This window comes from Faunimonas pinastri (assembly GCF_900110915.1).
Taxonomy (GTDB): domain Bacteria; phylum Pseudomonadota; class Alphaproteobacteria; order Rhizobiales; family Afifellaceae; genus Faunimonas; species Faunimonas pinastri.
Window position 1 is genome coordinate 35,683 of record NZ_FOFG01000008.1, and the last position, 12,378, is coordinate 48,060.

The following is a 12,378-nucleotide window of genomic DNA, read 5'->3' on the forward strand; positions in this document are numbered from 1 at the left end:
CTCCGCCCCGGCCCGCCCCGCGTTGGCCCGTCCCGCGTTGGCCCGCTTGATCCGGGCCCGCGTCGCTCTTGCTCGCCGGGATAGGGCTACGCCGTCTCGTGAACGAGCCGATTGACGGCAGCGTCAATCCCGAGAGTCTCCCGCTCACCCGTTGCGCGACGCTTGATTTCAACTTCACCCTTGGCTGCCCCTTTCGGCCCCACGATCAGCTGCCAGGGCAGTCCGATCAGGTCCATGGTCGCGAACTTCGCGCCGGCGCGTTGATCTGTATCGTCGTAGAGCACCGACAATCCGGCGGATTCGAGTCGGGCGACGATGCCGGCTGCAATCTCGTCCGTGGCGACATCGCCCGGCTTGAGGTTGATCAGGCCGACGTTGAAGGGAGCCACGCTGTCCGGCCAGATGATTCCCGCCTCATCGTGACTCGCTTCGATCAGCGCGCCAAGCAGGCGCGACACGCCGACTCCGTAGGAACCCATATGGACCGGCCGCTCCACCCCGTCGGGTCCTGTTACCCGCGCCTTCATCGGCTCGGAATACTTGGCGCCGAAATAGAAGATGTGGCCCACCTCGATGCCGCGCGCGGATACCTGCCGCGCTTCCGGCAGCGCCGCGAAAGCGTCCGCGTCGTGCATTTCCTCCGTCGCCGCGTAGGGAGTCGTCCAGTTCGACACGACGCCGGAGAGATCGGCGGCAAAGTCGGTGTCGTCGCCGGGCAGATCGAGCGTCAGAAGATCCTGGTCGCAGAACACCTGGCTTTCGCCCGTCTCGGCCAGGATGATGAATTCGTGGCTGAGGTCGCCGCCGATCGGACCGGTATCGGCACGCATCGGGATGGCCGTCAGGCCGAGCCGCTTGAAGGTGCGCAGATAGGCCACGAACATGCGGTTATAGGCGTGGCGAGCGGATTCCGCGTCCACGTCGAAGGAATAGGCGTCCTTCATCAGGAACTCGCGGCCGCGCATGACGCCGAAGCGCGGACGCACCTCGTCGCGGAACTTCCACTGGATGTGATAGAGGTTCAGCGGCAGGTCGCGATAGGAACGCACGGTGTTGCGGAAGATGTCGGTGATCATCTCCTCGTTCGTCGGCCCGAACAGGAGTTCGCGCTCGTGACGGTCCTCGATGCGCAGCATCTCCTTGCCGTAATCGTCATAACGGCCGCTTTCGCGCCAGAGATCGGCCGACTGGATCGTCGGCATCAGAAGTTCCAGCGCGCCCGCGCGGTTCTGCTCCTCGCGCACGATCCGCGCGACGTTCTCCAACACGCGGAGCCCGAGCGGCAGCCAGGAATAGATGCCGGCCGTCTGCTGCCGGATCATTCCGGCACGCAGCATCAACCGATGCGAGACGATCTCGGCTTCCTTGGGGTCTTCCTTGAGGATCGGCAGAAAATATTTGGAGAGCAGCATCTTCGAGTCGTTCTCTGAGGTCGCAGACACAAACCGTAAAGGAGCGGCCTTGGCAAGTCCGGCGTAATGCAAGGCCGGTTGTTGCGCCGAGAGGGTCCCCGGCGAAAACTGCATCTCTTTTGTGCAATCCCCGCTAAAAAAGATGGCATTGCCATGACAAAGGGCGTGACAAGACGGAAATGCTGGTCTAGCTTAAGGTCATCAACAGAGTGCACCTGCACCGATCCACTGCGGTCCAAGTCTTGGGAGGACTTCATCAGGGCGACCATGTAAAACGCTCGATGATGCTTGACTTATCGCAATTGAGAGCAAGGCAACGCCTTGCTCTTTCTTTTTTGGGCCTTGGCCTTTTCCCTTCCCTGCCTTCATGACTGCTCGAAAGACCCCGGCCAAGCCGGCGTCTATTCACGGCTACTGAAGCCCTGCCCCGTTTCATCAACGCGGCCCGGTTCGGTGTTCCCCATCGAGGCGAGCGTCGCCCGTTCTCTCAGCCAGCGCAAACGAAACGACCGGAGCCGATCGGCCCCGGTCGGGTGAACACGCGTCCTGTTCCTGTGGTCAGTCGCTCACATGCGTGACGTGGACGATCACCGTGGGCCTCTTGCCCCAGACGGTTTCGATCTCGCCGCGGACGGTTCGCCGAACCGTCTCCTCGATGACGGAGGCATCCCGCTTTCTCGCCTTCGACATGCCGTCCAGCGCGTCGTCGACGGCTTTCTGCGCGATCTCGTAGAGCAGCTTGCCCGAGGCATCCGCCTTGGGAATGCCCAGAACCGCCAACGCAGGATCTTCCAGCACCTCGCCGCTGTCGCTCAGCACGACGGAGACGGAGATCACGCCAAGGAACGACAGCCGCCGGCGATCGGCGACACCGCTCGCATCCGGCGTCGACACGATGTTGCCATCCCGGAACAGCCGCCCGGAGGTGACGTCGGCCAGTCGCTCAGGCTTGCCCGGCCATAGCCGCGTCATCCGACCGTTACGCGTTTCCACCACATGCGGAATTCCGACGGAGCGGCCGAGCATCGCCTGCTTCTGAAGGTGCAGCGGCTCGCCATGGACGGGCACGAGGACCTGCGGCTTGATCCAGTCGTACATCTGCCGAAGCTCGTCGCGACGGGGGTGACCGGACGTGTGAACGAGGCCGTCGCGGTCGGTCACGACCTCGGCCCCTAGATCCACCAGCGCATTGATGATGCTGCCGATCGCCCGTTCGTTGCCGGGAATGGGCCGCGAGGAGAAGATCACGCGATCCCCCGCCGACAGCGCCACGGCCCGGTGATCGCCGGAGGCGATCCGCGAGAGGGCGGCGCGCGGCTCGCCCTGGCTTCCCGTCATCAGCGCGACGACGCGCTCACGCGGGAGATAGCCGTAGGCATCCTGGTCGAGGAATGGGGGAAGCCCTTCCAGAAGCCCGAGTTCAGTCGCGACATCCACGGCACGGCGAATGGCGCGGCCGATGATAACCACGTCGCGCCCTGCCCGCTGCGCGGCTGCCGCCACGGAGCGGATGCGCGAGATGTTGCTGGCGAACGTCGTCACCGCGACCCGGTGCTTGGCTTCCGCGATCATCCGTTCAAGCACCAGCGCCACTTCGCTTTCGCTGGGGCTGATGCCCTCGCGCACGGCATTGGTGGAATCGCAGATCAGTGCCAGTACGCCTTCGCGCCCAAGCTCGGCCAGCCGGTTCTCATCGGTCGCCCTGCCCGTGCCGGGCGTCGGATCCAGCTTCCAGTCGCCGGTATGGACGATCTTGCCCGCAGGCGTGGTGATCGCCAGTGCATTCGCCTCCGGCACCGAATGGGAAACCGGCACGAACTCCACCTTGAACGGACCGGCCTCGAAGCTTTCGCCCTGGTTCACGACGGTGACGGGGATCTTCGGCGCGTTGTGCTCGCCCGACCGCTTCGCCTCCAGCAGGCCCGCTGTGAACGGCGTCATGTAGACGGGCACGCCCAGCCGGGGCCAAAGATCGAAGAGGCCGCCAAAATGATCCTCATGCGCGTGCGTAATGACGATGCCGAGGAGGTTCTTCTTCCGTTCCACAAGAAAGCGGACATCGGGCAGAACCGCGTCCACACCCGGAAGGTCGTCATGCCCGAAGGATTGTCCCACGTCGACGGCGAGCCAGGACCGGTTCTTTCCCTGTCCGAAGCCGTACAGGGCAAGGTTCATCCCAATCTCGCCCACGCCGCCGAGCGGCACGAAAACCAGTTCGTCTTCGCCTGCCATCTCAGCCTCTTTCTGTCGCGGCGGTGCCAAAATGCACGTCGCCCGCACTGATTGTTTTTCTCCCGCCCTCATCCGTCATCACGATGAGGCGGCCGTCGTCGTCGATCGTCTCGAAAATGCCCCTGAGCACTTCGTTTCCCTGCCGCACGGCCACCGGTGCGCCCAGGCCGGCCGCGCGCTTCAGCCATGCCGCCCGAATAGCGCCGAAACCTCGTCCGCAATCCCACACACGCTCGCGCGCGACCCACGCATCCGTCAGCACCCGGAGAAGCGATTCCGCCGTCACATCGGCGCCAAGCCCCTGCAGCGAAGCCGCGGGATACGGCAGATCGGCCGGAGCATGCGCGACATTGACGCCGATGCCGACGACGACGGCTTGTCGGCCGGACGGCGCTGCCGTTCCCTCCAGCAGGATGCCGGAAACCTTGGCCGCGCCTGCCAGCACGTCGTTCGGCCATTTCAAGCGAAAGCGGCTGCCCTCTGCGCCGTCGTTTCCGTCCAGCGCCATCAGCGTGGAGACATCGGGAGCACATGCGCCGAGCGCGTCACTCAACGCGAGCCCCGCGACGAAGCCCAGCGTGGCGGCCATTTCGGCAGGCGCATCCGGTACCAGCAACAGGCTGACGGCCAGATTGCCCTCCGGGCTCTGCCAGTGGGAGCCACGTCGCCCCCGCCCATCCGTCTGCCTGTGCGAGGTTATCCAGAGTCGGCCCCGATCACCCGCGCGGGCCCGAGCCAACGCTTCGGCGTTGGTTGAGCCCACGGTATCCAAAACATCGAGGCGATAGCCGTCGGCCATAGCCGAAGGCCCGAGCGTGAAAGTCATGCCCTAGAAGAAGCTCTTGGCGGCAATCCCCGCAGCCACCACCAGCGGCGACATGAAGAACAGGAAGAACAGCGCGAAGATGCCGGACAGGCCGAGCACGGCGCGAAGTTCCACGGGTGCCGGCTCGAAGGCATGCTCCGGTTCATCGAAATACATGATCTTCACGATGCGGAGATAATAGAAGGCACCGACGACGCTGCTCAGGACGCCGATCACCGCAAGGGTGAAGAGGTTCGCCTGGATCGCCGCCAGAAACACGTAGTACTTCGCGAAGAAGCCGGCCAGCGGCGGAATGCCCGCCAGCGAGAACATCAGCGCCGCGAAAACGAAGGCCACCAGCGGCTGGGAGCGCGCCAGTCCGGCCAGCGATGCCACGTCCTCAACCATTTCGCCATTGCGGCGCATGGACAGGATGCAGGCGAACGCGCCCAGCGTCATGCTCATGTAGATGACCATGTAGAGGATCACGCCCTGCACGCCCTGGGCGGAGCCGGCGGACAGGCCGACCAGCGCATATCCCATGTGACCGATCGAGGAATAGGCCATCAGGCGCTTGATGTTGCGCTGGCCGATAGCCGCGAACGAACCGAGCACCATGGAGCAGACGGAAATGAAGACGATCACCTGCTGCCAGTCGGCCGTGATCGGGCGGAACGCCTCCTCGACCACGCGGACCAGCAGCGCCATGGCGGCGAGCTTCGGCGCGGAGGCGAAGAAGGCGGTCACGGCGGTCGGGGCGCCCTCGTAAACGTCGGGCGTCCACATGTGGAACGGCACGGCGGAGATCTTGAAGGCGACGCCGGCCAGCAGGAAGACCAACCCGATCACGAGGCCGAGCGAACGGCCGTGCACCAGCATCGAGGCAATGCCATCGAACTGAGTATGCCCGGTGAAGCCGTAGACCAGCGACGCGCCGTAAAGCAGCATGCCGGACGAGAGCGCGCCCAGCACGAAGTACTTCAGGCCCGCTTCGGTGGAGCGCGCGTTGTCGCGATGGATGGCCGCCACGACGTAGGCCGCGAGCGACTGCAGTTCCAAGCCGAGATAGAGGCTGATCAGGTCGCTCGCCGAAATCATCAGCAGCATGCCGATCGTGCCGATCAGGATCAGCACCGGGTATTCGAACCGCTCGAAGCCCTCACGCCGGGAGTAAGTCACCGACATTGAGATGGCGAAGCCGGAGCCTGCGAGCGCCGCGATCTTCATGAAGCGGGCAAAGGCGTCGAGCTTGAAGCTGCCGCCGAAGGTCGTGGCTGCCGGCGATACAGCCGCCACGATCACGATTGCAACGATCAGCAGAAGCACCGCGAGCACCGTCACCGTGCGGGTGGAGCGTTCCCCCCTGATCACGCCGAAGACCAGCAGCAACATCGCGCCGACCGCGAGGACGATCTCCGCCAGAGCCGGCGAGAGATTTGGAAAGACAGCAACATCCATCATGGGAGCCTCGAAATCCGTCAGCGCGCCAGAAGCGCAGTCTTCGGAGCGCTGCTGTCGAGCGCCGCCTGATATTGGGAAACCAGATGCTCGACCGCCGGCCCGGTCACCTTCATGATCGGCTGCGGATAAATGCCGAACAGGATGGTGAGCACGATCAGCGGAATCAGGATCGCCTTTTCCCGCACGCTCATGTCGAGGATGCTCTTCAGAGCGTCCTTGTCGAGCACCCCGAAGACCACGCGCCGGTAAAGCCAGAGCGCGTAGGCCGCGGAGAAGATGATCCCGGTCGTGGCGAAGACCGCCACCCAGGTATTGGCACGGAAGGTGCCGACCAAGGTCAGGAACTCGCCCACGAAGCCCGAGGTGCCGGGCAGACCGACATTCGCCATGGTGAAGAGCAGGAAGGTGAAGGCATAGACCGGCATCCGGTTCACAAGCCCGCCATAGGCCGCGATCTGGCGCGTGTGCATCCGGTCATAGATCACGCCGACGCAGAGGAAGAGCGCGCCCGAAACCAGGCCGTGCGACAGCATCTGGAAGATGGCGCCCTGCACGCCCTGCGTGTTCGCCGCGAAGATACCCATCGTCACGAAGCCCATATGGGCCACCGACGAATAGGCGATCAGCTTCTTCATATCCTCCTGCATCAGCGCGACGAGGGAGGTGTAGATGATGGCGACCACAGAGAGCGTGTAGACCAGCGGCGCAAAGTACTCGCTCGCCAGCGGGAACATCGGCAGCGAGAAGCGCAGAAAGCCGTAGCCGCCCATCTTCAGGAGCACGGCGGCCAGGACCACCGAGCCCGCCGTCGGCGCCTCGACGTGCGCGTCGGGAAGCCAGGTATGAACCGGCCACATCGGCATCTTGACCGCGAAGGACGCGAAGAAGGCGAGCCACAGCCACATCTGCATGTGCGCCGGGAACTGGTGGGTCATCAGGTCCGGGATGTAGGTCGTGCCGGCCTGCCAGTACATCGCCATGATCGCCAGCAGCATCAAGAGCGAGCCCAGCAGCGTGTAGAGGAAGAACTTGAAAGCCGCATAGACCCGGCGCGGGCCGCCCCAGACGCCGATGATCAGGAACATCGGGATCAGCCCGGCTTCGAAGAACACGTAGAAGAGAACGATGTCGAGCGCGCAGAAGACGCCGATCATCATGCTTTCCATGATCAGGAAGGCGATCAGATATTCCTTCAGCCGATGCTCGATGGAGCGCCAGCTCGCCAGGATGCAGAGCGGCATCAGGAACGTCGACAGGATGACGAACAGCATGGAGATGCCGTCCACGCCCATCCGGTAGGACATGAAGCCGCCCGCCCAGTTGGCCTGCTCGACGAACTGGAAGCCGGGATTAGCGCTATCGAACCCGGTCCAGATGAGGATCGAGACCAGGAAGGTCAGCACGGTCGTCGCCAGGGCGACGCTGCGCAGGTTCCGCCGCGCCGCCTCGCTGTCGCCGCGGATCAGGAAGAACATGATCGCGGCGCCGATGAGCGGCAGAAAGGTTACGGTCGAGAGGATCGGCCAGGTTTGCATATCTTTCGATCCTCAGCGCGTGAACATCATCCACGTGACCAGGAGGGCGACGCCCACCAGCATCACGAAGGCATAGTGATACAAGTACCCGGTCTGCAGGCGCACCACGCGGTTGGTGATGTCCAGCACACGGGCGGAGACGCCGTTCGGGCCGAGGCCGTCGATCAGCCAACCGTCGCCCCTCTTCCACAGGAAGCGGCCGATCCACATGGCCGGACGCACGAAGATCCGGTCGTAGAGTTCGTCGAAGTACCACTTGTTGAAGAGGAAGCGGTGCAGCCCCTGGTGCTCGCGGGCGAGTTCCGCCGGAACGCGCGGGTTCGCGATGTAGAACCAGAAGGCCACGAGGAAACCGATCACCATTTCCACGAACGGCAGCGAGCTTACCCAGAACGGCGTGTGCTCCATGGCTTCGCGGATCTCGTTGCCCTCGCCCAGCACCAGCGCATGCTTCCAGAAGGCGCCGTAGCCCCCTTCCACGAAGTAGCCGATACCGAGGACACCGGCGAGCAGCGCGCCGATGGACAGCACGTAGAGCGGAACCAGCATGATCTGCGGGCTCTCGTGGACATGATCCTGTACTTCCTGCGACGAGCGGGGCGCGCCGTGGAAGGTCATGAAGATCAGCCGCCAGGAATAGAAGGAGGTGAAGATCGCCGCCACGTTCAGGAGCACGAAGGCGAAGCCGCCGACATTGCCGCCGAATGCGTAGGTGGACTCGATGATCGCGTCCTTCGAATAATAGCCCGCCGTGAATGGGAAGCCCGTCAACGCCAGCGTACCGATGATCATCGCCACGTAGGTGATCGGGATCTTCTTGCGGAGGCCGCCCATCTTCCGCATGTCCTGTTCGTCGGAGACGGCATGGATCACCGCGCCCGCGCAGAGGAACAGCAGCGCCTTGAAGAAGGCGTGCGTGAAGAGGTGGAACACCGCGACCGACGGCGCGCCTACGCCCAGAGCTGCGAACATGTAGCCGAGCTGCGAACAGGTCGAGTAGGCGATCACGCGCTTGATGTCGTTCTGCACGAGCCCGATCGTGGCGGCGAAGAAGGCCGTGAACGCCCCGATCACCGTGATCACCATGAGCGCGGTGGGCGCGAAGGCGAAGATCGGCGACAGACGCGCCACCATGAAGACGCCGGCGGTGACCATTGTTGCCGCATGGATCAGCGCGGATACGGGCGTCGGCCCCTCCATGGCGTCCGGCAGCCAGGTATGCAGCGGCACCTGCGCGGACTTGCCCATCGCGCCCATGAAGAGCAGCAGGCAGGCGACTGTGATCGCCGCCTGGCCGCTGAAATCATGACCGAAGATGTGCAGGGCTGCGCTGCTGCCGGCGACCGCGCCGACATTGCCGAACACGGTGTCGAAATCGATCGAGCCGAACAGCACGAAGATGGAGAAGATGCCGAGTTCGAAGCCGAAGTCGCCGACGCGGTTCACGATGAAAGCCTTCATCGACGCGGAATTGGCGGATGGGCGATGATACCAGAAGCCGATCAGCAGGTACGAAGCGAGACCCACGCCTTCCCAGCCGAAGAACATCTGCAGGAAGTTGTTGGCCGTCACCAGCATCAGCATGGCGAAGGTGAAGAGCGACAGATAGGCAAAAAACCGCGGCCGGTTCGCGTCGTGGCTCATGTACCCGATGGAATATAGGTGCACGAGCGTCGACACGGTGTTGACGACCACCAGCATGACGACTGTCAGCGTGTCGATGCGGAGCGTCCAGTCGGCAACCAGATTGCCGGAATGAACCCAGGACAGCACCGGCACGGTAAAGAGTTCATGCGAACCGACGCCGACGCGGAAAAAGGCCACCCAAGACAGGATCGCGCTGACGAACAGCAGGGCCGTGGTGACGATCTCGGCGGCCCGGGAACCGACGGCTGCCGGCACGTGATGGTCATGCGGTTCGTGGTGCGCGACATGGACCGCGGCCGCATCGCCGTGGACAGACGGGGCGCCATGGCCATGCTCCGAACCGACGGCATCCGTGACGTGATCCTCGTCGCCGTGGCCCGTTTCACCACCGGGGTGACGGCCGGCCGCGCCGAAGATCGTGATCAGCCCCGCGAGAATCGCGCCGAGCAGCGGAAGAAAGACGATTGCTGAATACACGCTTCAGCCCTTCATCAGGTTGATGTCTTCCACGGCGATGGAGCCGCGGTTTCGATAGAAGACGACGAGGATGGCAAGGCCGATGGCGGCCTCGGCGGCGGCGACCGTCAGCACGAGAAGCGCGAAGATCTGTCCCGCGAGGTCGTGCAGGAAGGCCGAGAAGGCGATCAGGTTGATGTTGACCGCGAGCAGGATGAGCTCCACCGACATCAGGATGATGATCACGTTCCTGCGGTTCAGGAAGATGCCGAACACGCCCAGGGTGAAGAGCACGGCGGCAACCGTAAGATAATGTCCGAGACCGATGGTCATCCCTAGATCCCCCTGCCCGACTTGACCTGAACGACTTCGACCGCACTTGCCGGATTACGCGCGACCTGGTTGGCGATGGACTGGCGGCGCACCGTCTCGCGATGACGCAGCGTCAGCACGATCGCCCCGATCATCGCGACGAGAAGGATCAGCCCGGAAACCTGGAAGAAGAAGAGGTAGCGCGTATAGAGCACCGCGCCGATGGCGGCGATGTTCGACACCTGCTCCAGCGGCGGGATCGGCGCCGCGGCCCCGGCGCTCACCTCGGGAGAGATCACCACCCCTCCCAGCACCGTCACCAGCTCAACCAGCAGGATCAGACCGATCACCGCGCCGACCGGCAGATATTGCAGCACGCCCTGTCGCAACTCTCCGAAGTCGATATCCAGCATCATGACGACGAAAAGGAACAGCACCGCCACAGCGCCGACATAAACGACCACAAGGATCATCGCCAGGAACTCGGCGCCCAGAAGGATGAAGAGCCCGGCCGCGTTGAAGAAGGCGAGGATCAGGAACAGGACGGAATGAACGGGATTGCGTGACGAGATCACCATGAAGGCCGATGCCACGGTCACGATCGAGAAGATGTAGAAGAAGATCGGCTGGAGGATCATTGTGCGTTCCGCAGCTGTGGCCGTGTGGTGAATGCGACGCAGGCCGCAGGTTTCATAACCAAGCCTTGTTGTCGCGTCCACCGGTTGAGGCGCGACAACAAGGTCTACCGGTAGGGCGCGTCGAGCGAGATGTTGCGGGCGATTTCCCGCTCCCACCGATCGCCGTTATCGAGCAGCCGTTCCTTGTCGTAGTAGAGTTCCTCGCGCGTTTCCGTCGCGAACTCCATGTTCGGCCCCTCCACGATCGCATCGACCGGGCAGGCCTCCTGGCAGAAGCCGCAATAGATGCACTTCACCATGTCGATATCGTAGCGAACGGTGCGGCGGGTGCCGTCGTTGCGACGCGGTCCGGCCTCGATGGTGATCGCCTGCGCCGGGCAGACAGCCTCGCAAAGCTTGCACGCGATGCAGCGTTCCTGCCCGTTCGGATAGCGGCGCAACGCGTGCTCGCCGCGGAAGCGCGGGCTCTGCGGCATCTTCTCGAAGGGATAGTTGATCGTCGGCTTCGGCTTGAAGAAATACCGCATGGCTAGCGCCAGAGCGGAGAAGAACTCCTTCAGCAGTACCGAATTGACGCTCTGCGCCAGACTGGCCATGTCAGCCTCCAAATTTTCCTGTGACGGCCGCCCCCACGAGGCTGCCGATCACAGGATAGATCACCAGTTGTGCCCAGCGCAGCCAGTTCAGCGCGCGTGGACCGCGTCCGGTCTCCTCCCGCGCTTTGGCGCGCCGGAGAAAGATGCCGAACAGAACGAACTCGACCGCCGCGAAGCAGAACCCGACGAGGGCTCCGATATCGACGGCCGACATATCAGCCCGCAGTCGGGACGCCGCCCCAACCCGTCAGCTGCAGGACCAGCGCCACCACCACGACGGAGGCAAGCGAGATCGGCAGGAAGACCTTCCACCCCAGGCGCATCAGCTGATCGTAACGGTAACGTGGCACGATCGCCTTCACGATGCCGAACATGAAGAAGACGAAGCAGCCTTTCAGCACGAACCAGATGATGCCCGGAACCCAGGTGAACGGAGCGAAGTTCAGCGGCGGCAGCCAGCCACCCAGGAACAGCACCGTCGTCAGCGAGCACATCAGGACGATGGCGACGTATTCGCCGAGCATGAACAGCAGATACGGGGTGGAGGAATATTCCACCATGTAGCCGGCAACCAGTTCCGATTCCGCTTCAGGCAGGTCGAAGGGCGGCCGGTTCGTCTCGGCCAGAGCCGAGATGAAGAACAGGATGAACATCGGGAACAGGCTGAGCCAGTGCCAGTCAAGGAACGTATTCGGCAGGCCGAGCATCGTGCCGAGACCGACCTGCTGCGACAGCACGATGTCGCTGAGGTTCAGCGAACCGACGCAAAGGAGGACGGTGATGATGATCAGGCCGATGGACACCTCGTAGGACACCATCTGCGAAGCCGAGCGGATCGCGCCGAGAAAGGCGTATTTCGAGTTCGACGCCCAGCCGCCCATGATCACGCCGTACACCTCGAGCGAGGAGATGGCGAAGACGTAAAGGATGCCGACATTGATGTTCGCCACCACCCAGCCCGGAGCGAAGGGGATCACCGCCCAGGCCGAGAGCGCCAGCACGGAGGACACCAGCGGCGCCAGCAGGAAGATCGCCTTGTTCGCGGGCGCCGGAATGACCGGCTCCTTCAGCACGAACTTCAGGAGATCCGCAAACGACTGCATCAGGCCGAACGGCCCGACGACGTTGGGACCGCGCCGGATCTGGACGGCGGCCCAGATCTTGCGATCGCCATAGAGCAGGAACGCGACGCAGACCAGCAGGACCACCATCACGACAAGGCTTTCGACCACCATCAGGAGGCCGGGAATGAGATAACCGCCAACGAAACCGTGCATTGTCTGC

At 63.5% G+C, this 12,378-nt stretch carries 11 protein-coding genes; all 11 read right to left on the reverse strand.

What is annotated here, in order from left to right; all coding sequences use genetic code 11:
• Positions 1 to 86: 86 nt before the first annotated feature.
• The 11 genes from proS to nuoH all read right to left on the reverse strand — a co-directional run bounded on the left by proS (position 87) and on the right by nuoH (position 12,371).
• The gene (proS, locus tag BMY25_RS11570; RefSeq protein ID WP_092496809.1) at positions 87 to 1,412 is read right to left on the reverse strand and encodes a proline--tRNA ligase; all 1,326 of its coding nucleotides are present in this window, start codon (positions 1,410 to 1,412) and stop codon (positions 87 to 89) included.
• Positions 1,413 to 1,970: 558 nt separating this feature from the next.
• Entirely contained in the window at positions 1,971 to 3,644 is a 1,674-nt protein-coding gene (locus BMY25_RS11575) for a ribonuclease J (RefSeq protein WP_092496810.1), read from the reverse strand.
• Position 3,645: 1 nt separating this feature from the next.
• Complete coding sequence (locus tag BMY25_RS11580; protein ID WP_092496811.1) at positions 3,646 to 4,470, reverse strand: biotin--[acetyl-CoA-carboxylase] ligase; 825 nt, start codon at positions 4,468 to 4,470, stop codon at positions 3,646 to 3,648.
• Positions 4,471 to 4,473: 3 nt separating this feature from the next.
• Positions 4,474 to 5,910, reverse strand: a complete 1,437-nt coding sequence (nuoN, locus tag BMY25_RS11585; RefSeq protein WP_428976965.1) for an NADH-quinone oxidoreductase subunit NuoN — start codon at positions 5,908 to 5,910, stop codon at positions 4,474 to 4,476.
• 17 nt (positions 5,911 to 5,927) lie between these two features.
• Entirely contained in the window at positions 5,928 to 7,445 is a 1,518-nt protein-coding gene (locus BMY25_RS11590) for an NADH-quinone oxidoreductase subunit M (protein WP_092496812.1), read from the reverse strand.
• Between the two features lie 12 nt (positions 7,446 to 7,457).
• A complete protein-coding gene (nuoL, locus tag BMY25_RS11595; protein WP_092496813.1) occupies positions 7,458 to 9,569 on the reverse strand; it encodes an NADH-quinone oxidoreductase subunit L in 2,112 nt (703 codons plus the stop codon).
• 3 nt (positions 9,570 to 9,572) lie between these two features.
• The gene (gene nuoK, locus BMY25_RS11600; RefSeq protein WP_092496814.1) at positions 9,573 to 9,881 is read right to left on the reverse strand and encodes an NADH-quinone oxidoreductase subunit NuoK; all 309 of its coding nucleotides are present in this window, start codon (positions 9,879 to 9,881) and stop codon (positions 9,573 to 9,575) included.
• Positions 9,882 to 9,883: 2 nt separating this feature from the next.
• Positions 9,884 to 10,498: an NADH-quinone oxidoreductase subunit J gene (locus tag BMY25_RS11605; RefSeq protein ID WP_092496815.1), complete on the reverse strand. Its 615-nt coding sequence runs from the start codon at positions 10,496 to 10,498 to the stop codon at positions 9,884 to 9,886.
• Positions 10,499 to 10,602: 104 nt separating this feature from the next.
• Positions 10,603 to 11,094 (reverse strand): NADH-quinone oxidoreductase subunit NuoI, encoded by a 492-nt coding sequence (gene nuoI, locus BMY25_RS11610; RefSeq protein ID WP_092496816.1) that lies wholly within the window; start codon positions 11,092 to 11,094, stop codon positions 10,603 to 10,605.
• A 1-nt stretch (position 11,095) separates the two neighbouring features.
• Positions 11,096 to 11,308: a hypothetical protein gene (locus BMY25_RS11615; RefSeq protein WP_092496817.1), complete on the reverse strand. Its 213-nt coding sequence runs from the start codon at positions 11,306 to 11,308 to the stop codon at positions 11,096 to 11,098.
• A 1-nt stretch (position 11,309) separates the two neighbouring features.
• Entirely contained in the window at positions 11,310 to 12,371 is a 1,062-nt protein-coding gene (gene nuoH, locus BMY25_RS11620) for an NADH-quinone oxidoreductase subunit NuoH (protein WP_092496818.1), read from the reverse strand.
• Positions 12,372 to 12,378: the final 7 nt, after the last annotated feature.

Bases quoted from the DNA above. Each gene is read 5' to 3' on its own strand.
- proS (WP_092496809.1), bottom strand. From the start codon at position 1,412: ATGCTGCTCTCCAAATATTTTCTGCCGATCCTCAAGGAAGACCCCAAG.
- BMY25_RS11575 (WP_092496810.1), bottom strand. From the start codon at position 3,644: ATGGCAGGCGAAGACGAACTGGTTTTCGTGCCGCTCGGCGGCGTGGGC.
- BMY25_RS11580 (WP_092496811.1), bottom strand. From the start codon at position 4,470: ATGACTTTCACGCTCGGGCCTTCGGCTATGGCCGACGGCTATCGCCTC.
- nuoN (WP_428976965.1), bottom strand. From the start codon at position 5,910: ATGATGGATGTTGCTGTCTTTCCAAATCTCTCGCCGGCTCTGGCGGAG.
- BMY25_RS11590 (WP_092496812.1), bottom strand. From the start codon at position 7,445: ATGCAAACCTGGCCGATCCTCTCGACCGTAACCTTTCTGCCGCTCATC.
- nuoK (WP_092496814.1), bottom strand. From the start codon at position 9,881: ATGACCATCGGTCTCGGACATTATCTTACGGTTGCCGCCGTGCTCTTC.
- BMY25_RS11605 (WP_092496815.1), bottom strand. From the start codon at position 10,498: ATGATCCTCCAGCCGATCTTCTTCTACATCTTCTCGATCGTGACCGTG.
- nuoI (WP_092496816.1), bottom strand. From the start codon at position 11,094: ATGGCCAGTCTGGCGCAGAGCGTCAATTCGGTACTGCTGAAGGAGTTC.
- BMY25_RS11615 (WP_092496817.1), bottom strand. From the start codon at position 11,308: ATGTCGGCCGTCGATATCGGAGCCCTCGTCGGGTTCTGCTTCGCGGCG.
- nuoH (WP_092496818.1), bottom strand. From the start codon at position 12,371: ATGCACGGTTTCGTTGGCGGTTATCTCATTCCCGGCCTCCTGATGGTG.